Below are 16,749 nucleotides of genomic sequence, written 5' to 3'. Positions count from 1 at the left end.
CTCAGGCGCTCTTGGGGGTGATGGTGGGTTCGTAAACCTTCTTGTACCAATCCGTAATGGTCTGAGGCTTGACCCCATCAACGCCTTCGGTGACTTCGGCTTTCCACGGGTGCAGGCCGTTCTTCTCAGCCTTGTTACGCCGCATGATGGTCCCCTCAATGCTCGGGGTCGCAAACGAAATCGAATCGCCCTTGGTGTTCAGACTGGTGGCGGACGGGGCGAACTTGACCCGGTAGAGCCAGAAATACGTGTACTTGCCGTTAGAGCGGCGGGCGCGGAAAGAGATAGCGACCGGCTTGGCCCCATCCTCACTGGTGGCGACCAGGACCTTGTTGTCATCGAGGGTGCAGCCGGTCAGTTCAGCTGCGACCTCGGGCTTGAGATCATCGATGCCCAGGGTGAGGGTGCCGGATTTGAACTCCTTGACCACCTCTGATGCGCCGTCGTCGGCGTACAAAATAGCCTCTGCTAGTTCAACGGAGAGTTCGGCGGAGATGGCTTTAGCCAGAGGTTTGGGGGTCGCGTAGGTTTCTTCCCCTTCGGGGTTTTCGGTGATGGTGGCGTAGTAGAGCTTGTCAAGACCAATCGTGGCCATGAGTGTCCTCCTTCAAAGACAAATGCGGGTGGATATATGGAAAGACCCCCGTACTAGTGGGGGTCAGTTCTTCAAGCTGTGAAACAACGACTTGCGAGTAGAAAGACCCCCGTACTAGTGGGGGTCAGTGGTGAGTGCGACTTCAACGACGTAGTGGTGGTAGCCGGCCTCGGGGTCATGGCCGATATAGCGGCGCTCACTAACCGTCAGGTCGTTTTGGCGCAATAGCGCTAGGAGCCGGTAGACCAGTGGCAGGTAGTTCTCTTGGCTGAACAGGTTGACTCTTACGTACTGAATCTCCACACCGGGTTGGTTATCGGCGTGCAGGTCGTAGACGTCCACTAGGGGTAGGAGGACGACGTAGTCGCTGGCCGGTAGGGCTGGCCAGGTGCCGGTGAACACTTCCATGCCAAGACGGCGAAAAACACTCACCAAAATCTCTAAACACTCCATGGGCCCACCTGCCTCTCATCCGGTTTTGCAGCACTTGTTTCATTGTCTCCAAGCAGGCCCGCCGACTTGAGGCTCTAGCCGGGCGTAGGAATGGGCGGGGCGTTTGCCCGGCCTTGCCGTATTCGAGGACGTTGGCGATCAGGGCGTTGGGGCGCCCATCCCTGCGGTTCTCGGTGAACCCGACTTTCACGTTGTGATCACCCTTGCGGTCCACTTTCGCAGGACTCAACCCCAAAGTGCCCAACAACTGCCCCGTGGAGCGTGACTTGCCCTTGGTATTCCCAATAGCCGCGGACAAGTTCGCCCGGACCCGGCTTTCTACGACCCGCCCGCCGGCTGTGACGGCCTCGTCGGCAATCTCGGGCATTGCTGTGGTCAGGTGAGCGAAGGCCTCGAGGGTTTTGGTTGGCATTTTGATTTGTGTTCTAGCCACGATGCACCTCCCTGCGTAGAAACAAGACGAGGTAGCGGCCTCGGCCTTTGACGTTTTCAATCCCGGTAATGGTGAACAGTTGCCCATCAGCAACGACTTTCTGACCCGTGACCGGGACCAAGCGTGGTTGGGTGCGAATTTTCGCTACCGCGTCTACTTGTTCGAATCCGGCCAGGTTCGCCCACCGGGTGGTGGCAGAACGCTCCTCGAAGACCCCACGACAGGTGAAACCCTCCAAGGCAGGTTTTGTGTAAAAGCCTTGACGGTCACTGTTCGCCATGTCGTCAACAAACAACAGCTCTGTGCGGAGCAATCCCAAACCCATCACTGCTCACCCCCTCCCTCTGTGCTTTTTAGACTTTCCAATCCCTGTCGAGAATCAGTAGTCGGTTGACGGCTTCCCACACGCGGGCGGCGGCCTGCGCGTTATCAGCGAAAAACCCGCCGGTTGAGCCATCCCTGGATTCGTAGAAGTGTGTTGCCAGCATGATCACCGCACGATACGTCGACTCCGACAACGGGTGATTCTCGTAGTGACCTGGGGCCAGGTGTTGGTAGGAGGTGGCGTAATCCAATCCCGCCTGAATCAACTCACCCAAAAGCTCATCATCCTGGCTGTGCTCAAGGACCAAATTGGCCTTGAGTGCTTCGATGAACTGGGCTTGGTTAAACGCGTGTGCCATGGCGTTACGCCACCCCCTTCTCCAACAACTGGCAGCGGATTACTGCTTCTGAACAAGCACCTTGACGGCCTCGGGCAGGATCAACTTGCCATCGACGCGTTGGGTTGCCATGAACCCCACCTGCCCCGTCGTCGCAAACAACTCATTCAGGCGCTTAAACGAGCGGCCAGCACGGTCAGCAATCCAGTAATAAGACAAGTCACCGAAGGCCACTGTCTTTGCCCCGGCCTTAATCTCCGGCACAAAGCTGGAGGTATAAATGGGGCGGCCTAGGATCATGTCCGGAGCCCCTGCCGTCAGGGCGGGCTGCCACAGGTACTGGCCCTGATTGTCCTTCAGCTTCCGAATCGCCTTGACCGTGGAGTCGTTGGTGAGCCACACGGCGTTCTTTCGATACGGGCTACGGAGCGCATAGAACAAATCGATGAGTTCGTCAGCGGTGATCGCTGCCTGGGCGGCAGCCTTAAGGCCTTCTTCTGCTCCGCCAGTCTTGTGGAAGATTCCGGTCGGCTTATTAGACCCATCCCCGACAAGGAACGCTTCTTCTTCAGCAGCACCGATACGACGGCCGAACTCGTTTGCCAGGTAGGCCTCGATGTTGAACGCAGAGTCAGCCAAGAGTTCTTCACTGACCTTGATGAAGGTGGAGAGTTTATAAGCCCCCAGCGTGACCTGCTTGAAAGCCTCATCAGACTCGGTGACCGCTGCCCCTTCATCGAGCCAGTTAGCCTTACCGTGGGTCGCCACGACGGGGATCTTGCGATCCCCAGATGTGGTGGTAATGCGCTTAGCCAATCCACGGATGATGTTTTCTTCCTGAAGGGCTTCTACGAGGGTGCGTTCGAACTCATCCGGCACCAGGTAGCCGCCTTCAGTGTCAGCGCCTTCTTTGAGGGCGTTGCGTACTTCGAAGGGGTTGGTGGCCATGCGCATGGCGTTCCAAAAGTTCTCCCGGTACTCATCCGTAGCCCGGAAAGGAACTGGCTTACCAGCCGGTTCTGGGGTGACGGTGCCGGGCATGGCAGCAATCGGTGAAGCCACTGGCTTAGACAACTGGGCGTCGAGCTCGGCGGCGCGTTCTGCTCGGGCGATCTCGCGGCCGAAGGCTTCGATTTCGGCTTCCATACGAGCGTAAGCCTCATCATCCTCAGCGGTCAGGATGCCGTTATTGGCGCTCTGGCGTTCAGTGAGGAAGGCCTTAGCCTTCTCCCACGTCTCAGCACGGCGGGTTCGCAGATCATTAATCATCGTTGTAGTCATGGTGTGTCCTTTCAAAACACGAATGGTGGATTGGGCATAAGAAAAGCCCCGGCGCGAATAGCGCTAGGGCTTCAAGGAATCGAGGGCGGATAACAGGTCATTGACCGCGCGGCTAGCAGGCGGCGGGTCAGGAGCAGCAGGCTCTACTACTAGTGGGAGCGGTTCTTGACCACCAGTGAGGTCTGCGTTGATGGCATCCAACAGTGAGTTCGTGACGGCGCGGCGAGAAAACACCATCGCTGACCTTTTCGCATCTGGCTGCGCGGCCGGGAACGGACTACCGGGGCTGATCAGGCCGTCTGCAAAGCCCAGCTCGATGGCTTTGTTCGCGTCCATCCAGGTCTCCGCATCCATCAACTCACTGAGCTCCGCACGGTCCATGTCCGTTTTGAGTTCGTAGGCGTTGAGGATGGATTCCTTAACCTCAGCCAGCATGGATACAGCGCGGAGCATTTCCTCGCTGTCGCCGATCGCGGCGGTCATGGGGTTATGAATCATCAACATCGCCACCGGACTCATCAGCACCTCGCTCCCAGCCATGGCAATCACTGACGCTGCGCTGGCTGCGAGGCCGTCGATTTTGACGGTGACGTGCCCTGGGTAGTCCATGAGCATCGAATAAATCTCGGCAGCCGCCACTACATCCCCACCAGGGCTGTTGATCCACACGATAATGTCGCCGCTGCCGCTCATGAGTTCGTCGCGAAATTGCTGTGGTGTGGTTTCGTCTCCGAACCAGGACTCGGGCGCAATCGGACCACGCAGCTCCAGAACGCGCTTACCATCCGGGCTGGTGGCATAATCCCAAAAACGCTTGGGGCTATTGGGGGTCTTCTGTGCTGTGGGGTCGGCTCTCATTGTCGCCGTCATCTGCATCCTCCTTGGGATCACTGTTGGGTTCATCAAGTTGTGTGTCTGGTTGGGTGTCTTGCATTTGGCGGTGGGTGTAGTAACTGCCCGCTTGGTTGAGTGGGAGCATGTTGCCGTTGACTAGGTAGAGGTCCCCGCCATCCTCGGCTGGGATGAGGTCGAGGTTTTCGAGTTGGCGGATGTCGTTGGCGCTCCTCCACCCGTTCTGGCGTGCTACCGCATACCCATGCATCCGGCTGGCGTAATCCCCACGCAACAGTCCTTCAAGGTTGAAGGCGATGGAGTACTTCTCCCGGTCAGCTCCGGTGAGGAGGGTTTTGGTGAGGGCTTGTTCCCACCTGATCACCCAGGGGTCGAGCGTGTACTTCACGAACTCGAGCGACTGTTGCTCAATGTTGGAAAAGCTGCTCTTTTCGAGGTCTCCGACCATGTGGGGTGGGATGCGGAAGATACGTGCGATCTCGTTGATCTGGAACTTGCGGGTCTCCAAGAACTGCGCCTGCTCCGGACTAATCCCAATCGGCGTGTACTTCATCCCCTCCTCCAAAACGGCGATCTTGCCCGCATTCTCGCTCCCGCCAAAGGTCGACTGCCACGATTCGCGCACCCTTGCTGGGTCACGAATCGTGCCCGGGTGCTCAAGTACCCCACCGGGTGCGGCACCGTTGGCGAAGAGCCTCGCCCCGTATTCTTCACAGGCCAGTCCCATGCCGATGGCGTTACGTGCCATCTGAATCGGCGAATACCCAACCAGCCCATCAAACCCGAGCCCTGGAATGTGGAGGACGTCGGCTGGGGATAAAACAACCACCGGCGGCCTACCGATGGTTTGAGGCCGATAGGTGTAACGCAATAGGCCCGTGTCCGGATCCCTATCGACGATCATCTGCGATGGTAGTAGCGGGTAGAGGCCGATGACCTCACCGCGCCCGTTGCGAATGACTTGGGCATAAGCATTACCCCACAGCAGCAGGTGAGTCATGAGGGTCTCACGGAACACAAACGAGGTCATCTCCGCATTCGGCTCATCATGCAACACCCGATACAACGGGTGCCCGGTCGCTCGTTCGTTGCCGCCCGTGCTGCCTTCGCGCTGCTGATACAGATGCAACGGCAGCGAGGCGACGGCTTCAGCCAGGATGCGCACGCAGGCATAGACGGCGGTCATCTGCATCGCACTGCGCTCCGTCACCGACTTACCCGAAGATGTAGGGCTGGTGAAGAATTCAGTGTTCGTTAGCGCCCAGTTGTTCTGAGGTTGGGGTGGTTCAGGTGGTTTGAGGCCGAGCCAGGATAGGAAACCCATAAATACACTCCTACAATTTGTGACCAGTCGGATTCGACTGTTCCTATTGACATGGCGATGGGAGAAGGTCTAGACTTTCAAGTGAACGACCTCCCCAGATCTTGGAGAGCGGATTCATCTAGTAATTGACCTGGCGTCAAGGGGAAACTCGGAACGCCCAGTTGGAAGCCTTTGCTTCCAGAAAGGTGGTAGTCATGCCACGTCCACACGATTTCAGTGCAACCAACAGCACCCTCGGATTTGAAGACGTAAAGCGTCAACTGGGAATCGGATCCAATACTCTATCGAAGTTGATCAAACTTCATCTCATCAATCGTGCCTCTGGGAATGAGCGTAACCGCTACACGGGAACATCAATCGAGAAACTTTTCCCTGCTCGTTCCAACTACTTACGGATTCCCAAATCAGAAGAAAAAGCACTAATCTGCTCGATCGGCTATGAAACTGGGAACTGTGTGCCATCTATGTATGTGGATGCCACTGGTCCACGAAATCTTGATCGATTGATTGACATCAAACAACATGTGACAGGCGACGAGTGGGTTCTGCTTGAGAATAACGAGCTACGAGTTACCGGTTATTGGTCTCTTAGTAAAGAGGATTCAGATTTCCTGACCGAGCAGCATTGCCTAGTCCTAGCTTCTTACGCAGGTTTCATCCTCGATGGCGGTCGCTTAATCCGCGAGATTGAGGGGATCAAGACTCATCGCGGCCGTCGTGCTTTCTTAGTAGAACCACTGGGAGATCCTGAACGAGAAACCTATGCTCAGAGCTATCTTCTTTCACGACAGGGGCCTATCAACCGAGTCTTGACAGCAGCAGAACTTGAAACTGCGGCTGAAGATCAAGCAGAGTTTGATAGTAACTGTCAGCGCTAAAGGAGACAATCTTTAGCGTCTTGTGGGGGTAGGTGCCTATGCGCTTCCCCCCACAAGACTTTTCAAAGAAGCAGTAACCCTCGCTGGTCGTATACCGACTCTGATGCTGGCCCGGCCCCACAACGTATGGCGCGGTCTAGTCCCATGATGGTGGCGACGACACCGTCGATTTTCTCGGTGCTCTTTTCTTTGTCGGGTTTGATGTTCCCGGCAGGATCTTGGCGGATGAAGATGTTGTCCATCATCCACCGCAAAACCGGGTGACCATCATGGGCCAGCTTGCCCTCGAGCACGAGCTTCATCAGCTCCTTAGTCGGTGGGCTCATGTCTTTGAAGCCTTGGCCGAAGGGGACGACGGTCAGGCCCATGTGGTCGAGGTTTTGGGTCATTTGGACTGTGCCCCACCGCTCGAAGGCAACCTCCCGCAAATCGTAGATTTCAGAGATTTGCTCGATGGCTTGTTCAATCGCCGCATAGTGGACCACGTTCCCTTCAGTGAGGTTGAGGTGGCCTTGGCGTGCCCAGAGGTCGTATGGGACCCGGTCACGCAGGACGCGGCGCTCAATGTTGTCTTCTGGGATCCAAAAGTGCGGGAGGACGAAGTAGGGTTCTCCGGCCTCGATGGGTGGGAAGACTTGGACGAACGCCGTGATATCCGTGGTGGATGACAGGTCGAGGCCGCCGTAGCAGACTCGGCCCCGCAGTTGCTCCGGCCGGAAGTCGCGCTTGCATGCATCCCACGCTGTCATGGGCATCCACCGCACGGATTGTTTCACCCACTGGTTCAATCTGAGTTGGCGGAAGGAGTTTTCCTCGGCCGGGTTTTGCTTTGCACTCTCACAGGCCGCACGGACCTTGTCGATGCCGACCGTGATACCCAGGGACGGGTTGGCCTTGGCCCAGACGGTCTCGTCGGTCCAGTCATCATCGGTGTCTGCACCGTAAATGACTGGGTAGAACGTGGGGTCGATCTTCCTGCCTTCTAAGATGTCCTGGGCTTTTTGGTGCGTCTCATAGCAAATGCTGTTCGTGTCTGACCCGGCTGTGGTGATCAGAAAATACAGGGGTTGGGTGCGGGCATCCCCGGAGCCTTTGGTCATGACGTCGAATAGGCGCCGGTCGGGCTGGGTGTGCAGCTCATCAAAGACAACGCCGTGAATGTTGAACCCATGCTTGGAATACGCCTCAGCCGAAAGGACCTGGTAGAAGCTGTTGGTGGGCTGGAAGACGATCCGTTTTTGGCTGGCGAGGATTTTGACGCGGCGGGACAGTGCGGGGCTGTTGCGGACCATGTCTGCTGCAACCTCGAACACGATGGAGGCTTGTTGGCGGTCTGCTGCGCACCCGTAGACCTCGGCGCGCTCCTCACCATCCCCACACGTGAGCAACAGTGCCACGGCTGCGGCGAGCTCGCTCTTGCCCATCTTTTTCGGGATCTCAACATAAGCGGTGTTGAACTGACGGAACCCATCAGGTTTGAGGGTGCCAAACAGGTCACGGATGATCTGCTCTTGCCAGTCGATCAGTTCGAAGGGTTTACCGGCCCAGCGGCCCTTGGTGTGGGTGAGGGCCTGGATGAACGCGACAGCGAAATCCGCTTTGCGCTGGTTGTAGGTGGAGCCGTCTGCCATGAACCTGGTCGGCTGATACGTGCTCATCATCGGGCAGATACTCCTTCCTCGTGTGGGTATAAGAAAAGCCCCAACCGTGTGGGGTGAAACGATCGGAGTGGGGCCAGGCCCGATCCGTGGGGGTCGGGGCGGCACGGGGGTTAGCGGTAGGTGGCGTGGAAGTCGGCAACCACCTGGCCGGTGTCGAAACCGCCGTAGCGCCAATCGGACAGGCCGCGCTGCCTGGCCAGGGCGATGATCTCCTCTGCCTTGGTGTAGTGCCAGCCGACGCGCGAGAGCGTGTGAACCGGGATCTTCTCGGCCCAGACCTCCTCGGCGAGCTCGTCGAGGACGCTGAAGGGGATCTCCGCGACGGCCTGGATCTCGCCGTGCGAAGCGGCGTCTGCGGGGATCTCCAGGTGGTTGGTGATCAGCTCTCTGGTGGCGTCCATCGTCGACTCCTTCTTGCCTGTGTGGTGTGTTGGTTAGATCTGGGTCAGGGCCCAGGCGATGGCGTGCCCGGCGTCGGCGAAGATGTGGTCGGCCTTGGCGATGAGTTTCAGGGCGCATTCGCTGCGACCGCGTGCGTTCGGGCCGAAGCCGTCGATCGGGGCTTCGGTCAGGCGGTAGACCTGAGCGCTGTTGCCGTAGCCGTCTTTCTTGGTCCAGGTCGCGAAGGTTGCCAGCGTGTAGTCGCCGTATGCGAGGACCGCCCCGTAGGAGTCGACGCGCATCTGCAGGGCTTCGGTGGTGAGCTTCTCGGTGGTGTTCATGGCTGTTTTCCTTTCCTCAGGTGCTGTTCTTTCGTCATGTACATACAGCCATAGGTGCGGACGCTTATCCAGTCATATGCGCTCAGATCAGGCTGAGATCTACAGCACCCAGGAAAACCGTGGAAAACAAGGCTTGTGACGAGAGGGAAACCCCGCTCGTGGCAGGGTTTCCGGGTGCCAGCAGGTCATGCGTCGCGATTGATGTGTCAGTTCTCCTTCCTGCTTGCTGGGGTGCGCCAGGCGGCGTCCCCCTCCAGGCCTGCCAGCAGGATGCGGCGGGCCTGCTTGTGTTCTGGGCCGATGAGCCCAGGGAGAGCAGAAAGCAGCGCATCGTATACTTGTCATTGCCCGGTGCAGGCGGCGTGGAGCGAATCCGGGTTGCCTCCTGGGCGCGCTGGCAGAGCCGGGCCACAAGCGGGATCACCGCCTCGCGTGCCGTCTCCGGCGTAATCGACTCACACCACGGGAACGAGACTGTCTCGTCATCGTTGAACTCGACGGGTGTGGCCGGGATGCCCAAAGCCTTGGCGATCAGTGGCCCTTTGGCTGCCAGGAGCGCTTCGAGATTTGTGCGAGTGCGCTCACTCCACCCGGTGGTGGGCATCGTGACCGTCAACGCCACCTCGCCCGGGTCAGTGGTGGCAAAGCCTGCCTGGCGGGCAGCCTCGAGCACGGCCTGCGTGTCGATGCCATCTGGCAGGTAGAGGGTCCAGTCCCGATCCAGCGAGGCGTCTGCGATCTGGTAGGCAAACGAGGGCGTGCCCAGATAGGTGGCCTTGACGCCAAGGTGATCGGCGAGAAGCTGGGCGAGCTTCTTCCTGCCCGTCTTGTGCGGGGTGAAGGCGAGGATGCTCATGCCACGACCTCCTGCTCGAACCAGGCGGCAACAAAGCTGAAGAAACACTTCGGGTCGTACTCGATCACGCGCACCACCAGCTGGTAGCCGCGTGCTGTGGCAACCCGCAGGGTTTCCTCGGGGTCGTAGACGTTGACTCCGGCTGCGATAAGCTCGCTGATTTCGATGTGTAATTCACTCATGACCAGTCCTTTTCGCTCGGTTCCCCAGGTGTGGGGGTGTTGTGGTCATGTACATACAGCCATACGTTTTTCCGCTTATCCAGTCGTTTTTGCCCTCGTCAACGGCTCATTTTCACGCCCCTGTTTTCCCTGCAATTTCGGAGTTTATTCGCGGTCGCGGTCAACCTGTTTGACCAGATCCAGGTACGTGTACTGGGTGCCGTCGCGCTGGCAGGTGATCCCGGCCGCGTCCCCGGTCGCCTCGGCGTAGCGGCGCAGGATCACCGAGGCGTACTTCTCATCAAGTTCCATGAGGTAGGCGATGCGGTCGGTCTGTTCGGCGGCCATCAGGGTCGAACCGCTGCCAGCGAAGGTGTCGAGGATGATCGCGCCTGCCTGGGTGGAGTTGCGGATCGGTAGGCCAGCAGGTCTAGCGGCTTGCTCGTTGGGTGGTCGGAGTTCTTACGCGGCTTGGCGAAGTTCCAGATCGTGGTCTGTTTCCGGTCAGCGAACCACTTGTGCTTGGCTCCTTGCTTCCACCCGTAGAGCACGGGTTCGTGCTGCCACTGGTACGGCGAGCGTCCCAGGACGAGGGAGTCTTTGACCCAGATGCAGCAGCCGGAGAGTGTGAACCCGGCGTCGATGAACGCTTTGCGGAAGTTCAGCCCTTCGGTGTCCGCGTGGAACACATACGCAGACCCGCCCTTGTCGAGAACGCCCGCCATGTTGGTAAACGCGGCGAGCAGGAACTCGTAGAAGGAGTCGGCCTTCATCGCGTCGTTTTTGATCTTGAGTCCATCGGAGGACTCAAAGGCGACGTTGTAGGGCGGGTCGGTGAGCACCAGGTTCGCGCTCTTGCCGTCCATGAGCACTGCGACATCGTCCGTGTTGGTGGCGTCCCCGCAGTCAACATCGGTGTGGCCGAGGTCGGCGAGCACTTTCAGGCGCTGGTGGCCGCCGACGACGTGGCCGGTGGTGTGGTTGTAGATCACCGGCTCGACGTAGCCGAACTCGGTGAGGCTGCGTTTGAGTTTTTCGTAGTCCGCGTCGCCGGGCTGGAGGTCTTTACGCGGGTTGTAGTCGGCGGGCTTGAGCTCACTGATGGGTAGCTGCTTGATGAGCACGGTCCTTCACCTCCGTCTTGAGCTTGTCGGTAAACGGCAGCGTCCATTCCCACTCGCTCAGGCCATGTCCCATGTGCCCGTAGGCGGAAAGCTTCGCGTAGATGGGGGCTTGCAGGCCCAGGCGTTCGATGATCGCGGCCGGGCGCAGCGGGAACACTGCACGTGCGGCGTCGGTGAGCAGCCAATCCGGGTGCTGACCCGTGCCGAAGGTTTCGATGTGGAACGCGACCGGATCGGCCTTCCCAATCGCATAGGAGATAGCGACGTGGCATTCTTCGGCCAGGGGCGCATCCACCACGGTTTTCGCGATCAGGCGCGCCATGTACGCGCCCGTCCGGTCGACCTTGGAGGGGTCCTTACCTGAGAAACGCGCCACCGCCGTGCGGGCCGAGCCCACCGTAGGTGTCGACCATGAGCTTGCGCCCCGAAAGCCCGGTGTCAGCGGTGGGCCCACCTGTGACGAACCGTCCCGACGGGTTGACCAACACGCGCTCAGCCGTAGCACCAGGCAGGTGCGCCTCGATCGCGGGAGCGACGACCAGCGTGCGCACCTCCCTTTCAAGAACGTCGAGGTCTTTATCGTGCTCGTGCTGGATCGAGACGATCACGGTGTCGATGCCGACCGGAGTGCCCAGCTCGTCGTAAAGCACACTGACCTGGGATTTGCCGTCGGGGCCGATCCCACGGATCGTGCCGTCGGCGCGGGCTGTATCGAGGCGGCGGCAGATCTCGTGGGCGAGCACGAGCGGCAACGGCAGCCGCTGACTGGTCTCGTTCGTAGCGTACCCGTAGACGGTGCCCTGATCGCCAGCACCCTGGCCCGCATAGGCCGACTCGTCACCCGCGCGCACCTCGAGCGAAGTGGAAACGCCTGCGCCGATGTCGGCTGATTGGCGGCGCACCCACACGTAGATAAGGAACCGGTTCGGGTTGTACCCGGCCCGTCGCAGCGCCTCCCTCGCGCAGGCACGCAGCTGCGGCCGGATGGTGGTGGTGATCTCGCCGGTGACGATGATGCGCCTGCCACTCGCCATGACCTCAACGGCCACGCGTGCCGTCGGGTCGCAGGTAAGGATGTCATCAAGGATATGGTCTGCGATCAGATCGCACAGCTTGTCGGGATGGCCGATACACACAGATTCAGCACTTCGCACTACAGACACGCGAGGGCTCCTTTCACAAAAGCGAACAACAACAAGAAAGCCCGCCCGGGTGCCGGGCAGGCAGGAAACGAAACAGGTGGAGTGGAAGGCGTTAGGAGGAAGCTTTGAGCAGCTGCTCCATGACCTCATCGCCTGGTGTGGTGCCGGAGTAGTCGGTGGTGCAGGTGGCGCGCACAATGTCGAAAATCTCGTACCAGTACACGTTCGCCTGCTTGCCGAACGACTGCGACATGGCCACGAACGGGCTGGCGATCGCAGCGCCCGTGGTGGGGTGTTTGCCGAGCAGACCGAACTTGGAAATCGCCTGCTCGCACTGGATGTAACGGGCAAACGCCTGCGCGTACTGCTCAATCAAGCGTTTGGAGACGAACTCGGTGCAGCCGCGTTCATCCAGCCAGTTCCACGTCTCCCGGTACACCAGGTCCGCGCCGAGCGGTTTGCCGTCACGCTGAATCTCCGACAGATAGTCCGATGGTTCGGGCATCGTCTCCCCGGCAAGCACCGCACCGTCGCCAATGTCATTACCTGCGAAGTCGAAGGGTTCGTTGAGCGGGTCTTCCAGGCGGGTGGCGGGGCGTCCGGCGGCGAGTTTCTCGCCCAGCGGGCCGGGCTTCGCGCCTGCACGCACGCGGCGTCCGCCCCTGTTGGTGCCGTCTTTGGCCATGGGTTGCCTCCCCGCTGTAGAATCGTCATGGTTTCGGTGCTGAAGTCCATGGGAGGTGTGAGTGGTTGAGTCTTTAAAACTATTCGTTCGGACCTACGCGTATTGGGTAGGTCTCATCCTTGGCTTCGCGATAGTGCCCGGTTCTCTGCTCTTCACTGCTGAAGTCGCCCCGGTGAACACTCCATTGTGGCTTGCACCTTTCGCCGGGCTGCTGCTTTTTGTCATTGATCGGCCATCAACATGGGAGCCGCCGCTCTGGCGAGCATTACTGATCCGAGTATTGGGTGCAGGATTTGCAGCCACCATGCTCATCGCGTTTGATGCAGTTGCTTCCACCCACTATGGATCTCAACACTGGAGTGAGACGCTCCTATCTTTCGGCCTCGGTTGGATTGTCTTCACGGTAGTGGCAGGACACATGCTCATGAGCAGCTCCGCCCGATTTGGCATACCTGCTCACACGATCAGGGACGCGATCCGTACCTACACGACATGGATAGGAATCTGCTTCGGGATTTTCTATATCCCCGCCGCGGGACTCTCCGCAGCTGGCACTCTTTTGATGGTTCTTCCGCTTTATGGAACGTTCCTCGCCGGCCTGGTTCTTTTGATAGTTGACCCGCCACGACGATGGCCGCAACCGCGAGTGAAGGCACTGTGGATACGACTCTTGTCAAGCGGGGCAGCAGCATTACTACTTGTTGTCACGAACTCGTTCTATCGCAGTACTCGCACACACGAGATTTTCGTCGGGGACTGGCAGGAAAACCTGGTCTTCTTCGTGGGTGCTTGGGCACTTTATGCCGCAGTGGCTGGGGCCACGTATCTTATGTGTGGCCCCAGCCACGAAGCAGATGACGAACTCAGTAGATGAATTCAGCTAGAGCTTGACATGCTGCCTTCTTGGTTTCTTCGCTAGGCTCAACGCCCGAGTAGCCGTATGCCCCATTGGAACCGTCTGTGAGAAGGCCAACGTATCTGTCATCCAATGGGCCATCAATTTCTGCAAAGAACTTGTCCTTTGCGGTTCCTCCGTCGCTTGCACCAACACTCTCAGAGATCGCCTTGAATCGCTGCAATAGCGAAACTGGATTGTTGTAGTAGCTCCTCAGCGTTCGAGACAGAAGGTTGGGGTCGTCGGGTCCCGAGCCTTTCAGTATCGCAGCCAGTTTGATCGCATCCCCGTCGCTACACAAGTCGGAGTAGTTGCAGTTGTTCGGCAGATCATTGGGGATGGTCAAACCTTGAAGTCCGCTGTGATTTTTATAGTTATCCCCTTGGCCAACAAGAGCTCTTGCTATTGCAATAATGTTTGAGCCGGGGTTCAGGTCAACAACCTTTTGAATCGGACCGAGCGCTGAAGCTAAGTCACCCGCCCAACCGGTCCACTTATCAGGGACGAGCGGGTTGAGGTTGATGTAGCCCAGGGTGGTCACGCTCATATGCGGGATATCTACTGCACCACCTGCGGGGTCCGTCCATTCTTGTCGATCAGAGCGAATCCACTTATTCAAGGCAGAGATTATCTGGGACGCTTGAGTGTCATCTTCCAGCCTTTTCGCGTCCGCCTCCCGATATGTTTCAGCTGCCGCGGACCACTTTGCGCTTCCCTTGAGGTAGACCGTTGATAGGTAGTTGAGGACACATCGCCAAGTCGGAACTTTAACCCATGTAACGTAACTGCCGGATGTGATCGGATCTTCTCCGAAAGCGTAGTCCTTATAGACCACGCGCAATTCCTCGAACCTGCTCTCAAGTGCTTCGATCAGATCGAGAAAATCTAGAGCGTCGTAATTCACTGGCTGCGCGGGGCGCACCGACGAATCGGCTGACATGCGACCCGAATATGCCACGCGGTCAAGATCCCATTTCCCCCGATATCCACTGATTTCGTGGAACTGATCAAATACCCAGTTGTCGGGGATGGGGAAACCGAGATTACCTGAGAATCCGGTAGACATGTCAGAAACGAATGATGCTACCGCGTATCCAGCCTGAGCTATCCGGGTGCAGATGTTTCGTGAGGCGTAGATACCCACTCGGTAGCCGCCGCCGAGGCTTTGCGTTACTGCCTTGAAGTAGGTCAGGATGTGGCTGGTCACTTCAGGGTCTGTGGCATCGTAGTCGACAGCGAAGTAAATGATTGTTGGTGGCACACCGAGTTGTTGAGCAGCGGCTTGTGCTTCTTTCGCGTGACGGTGTCCGTTGTCAACAGTGAAATGACTGAGCTTGGTTGAGTATTCTTGGAAAATCGGGAAGTACTTCAACCCGTGCTTGACAATGCGTTCGAGTTCTCCCGGTCTCAATGCCTTGAAATAGTTCTCCGGTTTCAAGACGCCCATTCCCGGCTCCGTCAAATAGCGGCCAACGATCTCGCATTTATCTTCTTTGAGATACTCAGCGAGCTCGTCTGTGATTTCAAATCTCGTATCGCACGCGACGCATTCACGGTCAGGATCACCTTTGGACGTGAGCAGGCTCATCCATGTGGTTGGATCGACAGCGCCGGTTACTGGCAGGGCATAGTCTTGTTGGAACGTGCGGATCGTGGATGCCAGCATGGAAGACCATGATTCACTCGGAGTAACTTTGTAGCCGTTACATACGAGTGCCACGCTCGCGAGCCATACCCATTGGCTTGTGCCAGAAGAGATGGTACGAAGCCGGGATCGTGTTCCTGAACCAAAGTTGCCGGTAGCTTGTGAGGGAGTAAAGCCTTGTAGGGATTGGAGAACCTGGATCAATGCTTTATTCATTTCACGGCTATACAATCCATCGGTAGGGACGATCCCCGTGTAATTCTTGTAATTTCGGTTGATGGCTTGTTGTGCAATGCGGATAGTCGTTTTGCCACCATAAGCTGCAAGTAGACGGAACTGCTTCATTGACAGTAGTGCCATCATCATCTCAAGATCAATCGTGGCGCTCGTGTCAGACAGTCCGATATCGGCCTTCATCTGGCGAATAGAGTCCGCCACGTTATCGGTGAACTTGGTCGTGATTCCACCGTATTCGGCTGGGTAGCCTTTACACCACAAGGCTCCTTGAATGATCCCGTGTACGTTATTTTCTGCCGTGTTTTGGCGAATACCGCTTGGCCAGCGGTTCTTGAAACGTGATTGTGTTCCAGAACCAAAATTGTTCGCGGTTGCCGTGATCCCCAGCTCGATCTGCAATGCACGAATGAGCGCGTAAATTGTCGCCCATCCTGTTTTCCCTGTCTCTTCTACTGCGCCGAATCCCGTTTTGTTCTTGTACGTTACGTTCAACCACTGTTGCATCGCGAGTACCATGTGATCGGTCATTGTTTCCTCCTTCAGGAATTTTTTGTGTTTTCACCAGGCGAGCACGATTGCTTGCCTACAAAGAAGGCTTCAAAGCAAGGGGTTTTATAACCCACACCGTTCGCCTTCACATATACGCCCTCGAGCAAGCCCAAATCCGGACTGTGTGGGAAAAATAGTCAAATGAGTGCGAAAAGTATGGACAACCCCGCACCGGAGTGCAGGACTGTCCACACTTTATTCAGCGGACACGATTGAGATATGTTTGCAATTTCGCTACATAATCCTGATGTGGAAATCGCGTTGCTTTTCTCAGCTTGCCGTCATGTCGATAGAGAACTTTTCCATCCTTCATAACGGTAAAACTCCAGTCGACTTTTGCATCGAGGCTGCGTCGTAAAGCATCCATGGTGTAGGGGCCGATAAGACCGTCAATCACGCGATCATAATACTTCTCCGCAGCCAACCAACGCTGAATAGCAGTTCGGGTTCCATGCCCCTCAATACCGTCTACTACGTAAGAATGGTTATACCACCCTCGACGCTGAGCAAATACCTGAAATGCGTAGATCGTTTCTGGCCCCAAAGACCATCAACGACGATTGGATTATATGGATATGCCATAAAGACACCTTT

The 16,749-nt window shown here is 57.5% G+C and carries 17 protein-coding genes and 2 pseudogenes; 2 read left to right on the top strand and 17 right to left on the bottom strand.

All coding sequences use genetic code 11. From position 1 onward, the window contains the following. Nucleotide 1: 1 nt before the first annotated feature. The 7 genes from LRP57_RS01845 to LRP57_RS01810 all read right to left on the bottom strand — a co-directional run bounded on the left by LRP57_RS01845 (nt 2) and on the right by LRP57_RS01810 (nt 5,600). On the bottom strand, nt 2-595 hold the full coding sequence (locus LRP57_RS01845; protein ID WP_231204492.1) for a major tail protein: 594 nt from the start codon (nt 593-595) through the stop codon (nt 2-4). Between the two features lie 114 nt (nt 596-709). After that, nucleotides 710-1,048 (bottom strand): hypothetical protein, encoded by a 339-nt coding sequence (locus LRP57_RS01840; RefSeq protein ID WP_231204609.1) that lies wholly within the window; start codon nt 1,046-1,048, stop codon nt 710-712. A gap of 425 nt (nt 1,049-1,473) precedes the next feature. After that, complete coding sequence (locus tag LRP57_RS01830) at nt 1,474-1,806, bottom strand: head-tail adaptor protein (RefSeq protein WP_231204606.1); 333 nt, start codon at nt 1,804-1,806, stop codon at nt 1,474-1,476. A gap of 28 nt (nt 1,807-1,834) precedes the next feature. After that, nucleotides 1,835-2,164 carry a head-tail connector protein gene (locus tag LRP57_RS01825; protein ID WP_231204490.1) on the bottom strand — a complete coding sequence of 110 codons (330 nt, stop codon included), beginning with the start codon at nt 2,162-2,164 and terminating at the stop codon, nt 1,835-1,837. 39 nt (nt 2,165-2,203) lie between these two features. Further along, nucleotides 2,204-3,424, bottom strand: a complete 1,221-nt coding sequence (locus LRP57_RS01820; RefSeq protein WP_231204488.1) for a phage major capsid protein — start codon at nt 3,422-3,424, stop codon at nt 2,204-2,206. Nucleotides 3,425-3,487: 63 nt separating this feature from the next. Next, entirely contained in the window at nt 3,488-4,294 is an 807-nt protein-coding gene (locus LRP57_RS01815) for a head maturation protease, ClpP-related (RefSeq protein WP_231204486.1), read from the bottom strand. Further along, nucleotides 4,245-5,600 carry a phage portal protein gene (locus LRP57_RS01810; RefSeq protein WP_231204484.1) on the bottom strand — a complete coding sequence of 452 codons (1,356 nt, stop codon included), beginning with the start codon at nt 5,598-5,600 and terminating at the stop codon, nt 4,245-4,247. Before LRP57_RS01810 ends, LRP57_RS01815 begins: the two co-directional genes overlap by 50 nt. A gap of 194 nt (nt 5,601-5,794) precedes the next feature. Between LRP57_RS01810 and LRP57_RS01805 the strand changes: the two genes are divergently transcribed. Next, a complete protein-coding gene (locus LRP57_RS01805) occupies nt 5,795-6,478 on the top strand; it encodes a hypothetical protein (RefSeq protein ID WP_231204482.1) in 684 nt (227 codons plus the stop codon). 62 nt (nt 6,479-6,540) lie between these two features. Here the strand turns inward: LRP57_RS01805 and LRP57_RS01800 are convergent, their stop codons facing one another. The 8 genes and pseudogenes from LRP57_RS01800 to LRP57_RS01760 form a co-directional block, all read right to left on the bottom strand. Further along, nucleotides 6,541-8,139 (bottom strand): terminase large subunit, encoded by a 1,599-nt coding sequence (locus LRP57_RS01800; protein WP_231204480.1) that lies wholly within the window; start codon nt 8,137-8,139, stop codon nt 6,541-6,543. A gap of 110 nt (nt 8,140-8,249) precedes the next feature. Continuing rightward, nucleotides 8,250-8,540: a pseudouridine synthase gene (locus tag LRP57_RS01795; protein ID WP_231204477.1), complete on the bottom strand. Its 291-nt coding sequence runs from the start codon at nt 8,538-8,540 to the stop codon at nt 8,250-8,252. Between the two features lie 33 nt (nt 8,541-8,573). Continuing rightward, entirely contained in the window at nt 8,574-8,861 is a 288-nt protein-coding gene (locus LRP57_RS01790; protein WP_231204475.1) for a hypothetical protein, read from the bottom strand. A gap of 82 nt (nt 8,862-8,943) precedes the next feature. After that, nucleotides 8,944-9,717, bottom strand: a complete 774-nt coding sequence (locus LRP57_RS01785) for a hypothetical protein (RefSeq protein ID WP_231204473.1) — start codon at nt 9,715-9,717, stop codon at nt 8,944-8,946. Then, nucleotides 9,714-9,899 (bottom strand): cell division protein, encoded by a 186-nt coding sequence (locus LRP57_RS01780; protein ID WP_231204471.1) that lies wholly within the window; start codon nt 9,897-9,899, stop codon nt 9,714-9,716. The genes LRP57_RS01785 and LRP57_RS01780 overlap by 4 nt, the downstream gene beginning before the upstream one ends. A gap of 144 nt (nt 9,900-10,043) precedes the next feature. Beyond that, a pseudogene (locus LRP57_RS01775) lies at nt 10,044-11,002 on the bottom strand (site-specific DNA-methyltransferase). Next, nucleotides 10,974-12,165 (bottom strand): annotated as a pseudogene (gene metK, locus LRP57_RS08225) (methionine adenosyltransferase). Before metK ends, LRP57_RS01775 begins: the two co-directional pseudogenes overlap by 29 nt. A 91-nt stretch (nt 12,166-12,256) precedes the next feature. Beyond that, nucleotides 12,257-12,829 (bottom strand): P27 family phage terminase small subunit, encoded by a 573-nt coding sequence (locus LRP57_RS01760; protein WP_231204464.1) that lies wholly within the window; start codon nt 12,827-12,829, stop codon nt 12,257-12,259. A gap of 61 nt (nt 12,830-12,890) precedes the next feature. On the opposite strand from LRP57_RS01760, the gene LRP57_RS01755 reads away from it, so the two are divergent. Continuing rightward, on the top strand, nt 12,891-13,703 hold the full coding sequence (locus tag LRP57_RS01755; RefSeq protein ID WP_231204462.1) for a hypothetical protein: 813 nt from the start codon (nt 12,891-12,893) through the stop codon (nt 13,701-13,703). On the opposite strand, the gene LRP57_RS01750 is transcribed toward LRP57_RS01755, so the two are convergent. Further along, the gene (locus tag LRP57_RS01750; RefSeq protein WP_231204460.1) at nt 13,693-16,134 is read right to left on the bottom strand and encodes a glycoside hydrolase domain-containing protein; all 2,442 of its coding nucleotides are present in this window, start codon (nt 16,132-16,134) and stop codon (nt 13,693-13,695) included. The genes LRP57_RS01755 and LRP57_RS01750 overlap by 11 nt on opposite strands. Nucleotides 16,135-16,354: 220 nt before the next feature. Next, the gene (locus tag LRP57_RS01745) at nt 16,355-16,552 is read right to left on the bottom strand and encodes a hypothetical protein (protein WP_231204458.1); all 198 of its coding nucleotides are present in this window, start codon (nt 16,550-16,552) and stop codon (nt 16,355-16,357) included. Between the last annotated feature and the right edge of the window lie 197 nt (nt 16,553-16,749).

This window comes from Schaalia sp. lx-260 (assembly GCF_021083645.1).
Classification (GTDB): Bacteria; Actinomycetota; Actinomycetes; order Actinomycetales; family Actinomycetaceae; genus Pauljensenia.
Note: the sequence above shows the minus strand (reverse complement) of the source record. Positions and strands in the feature narration are given on the sequence as shown.

What these genes read in the sequence shown, in the direction of transcription:
- LRP57_RS01845 (WP_231204492.1), bottom strand. Translation starts at nt 595, where the DNA reads ATGGCCACGATTGGTCTTGACAAGCTCTACTACGCCACCATCACCGAA.
- LRP57_RS01840 (WP_231204609.1), bottom strand. Translation starts at nt 1,048, where the DNA reads ATGGAGTGTTTAGAGATTTTGGTGAGTGTTTTTCGCCGTCTTGGCATG.
- LRP57_RS01830 (WP_231204606.1), bottom strand. Translation starts at nt 1,806, where the DNA reads ATGGGTTTGGGATTGCTCCGCACAGAGCTGTTGTTTGTTGACGACATG.
- LRP57_RS01825 (WP_231204490.1), bottom strand. Translation starts at nt 2,164, where the DNA reads ATGGCACACGCGTTTAACCAAGCCCAGTTCATCGAAGCACTCAAGGCC.
- LRP57_RS01820 (WP_231204488.1), bottom strand. Translation starts at nt 3,424, where the DNA reads ATGACTACAACGATGATTAATGATCTGCGAACCCGCCGTGCTGAGACG.
- LRP57_RS01815 (WP_231204486.1), bottom strand. Translation starts at nt 4,294, where the DNA reads ATGACGGCGACAATGAGAGCCGACCCCACAGCACAGAAGACCCCCAAT.
- LRP57_RS01810 (WP_231204484.1), bottom strand. Translation starts at nt 5,600, where the DNA reads ATGGGTTTCCTATCCTGGCTCGGCCTCAAACCACCTGAACCACCCCAA.
- LRP57_RS01805 (WP_231204482.1), top strand. Translation starts at nt 5,795, where the DNA reads ATGCCACGTCCACACGATTTCAGTGCAACCAACAGCACCCTCGGATTT.
- LRP57_RS01800 (WP_231204480.1), bottom strand. Translation starts at nt 8,139, where the DNA reads ATGATGAGCACGTATCAGCCGACCAGGTTCATGGCAGACGGCTCCACC.
- LRP57_RS01795 (WP_231204477.1), bottom strand. Translation starts at nt 8,540, where the DNA reads ATGGACGCCACCAGAGAGCTGATCACCAACCACCTGGAGATCCCCGCA.
- LRP57_RS01790 (WP_231204475.1), bottom strand. Translation starts at nt 8,861, where the DNA reads ATGAACACCACCGAGAAGCTCACCACCGAAGCCCTGCAGATGCGCGTC.
- LRP57_RS01785 (WP_231204473.1), bottom strand. Translation starts at nt 9,717, where the DNA reads ATGAGCATCCTCGCCTTCACCCCGCACAAGACGGGCAGGAAGAAGCTC.
- LRP57_RS01780 (WP_231204471.1), bottom strand. Translation starts at nt 9,899, where the DNA reads ATGAGTGAATTACACATCGAAATCAGCGAGCTTATCGCAGCCGGAGTC.
- LRP57_RS01760 (WP_231204464.1), bottom strand. Translation starts at nt 12,829, where the DNA reads ATGGCCAAAGACGGCACCAACAGGGGCGGACGCCGCGTGCGTGCAGGC.
- LRP57_RS01750 (WP_231204460.1), bottom strand. Translation starts at nt 16,134, where the DNA reads ATGACCGATCACATGGTACTCGCGATGCAACAGTGGTTGAACGTAACG.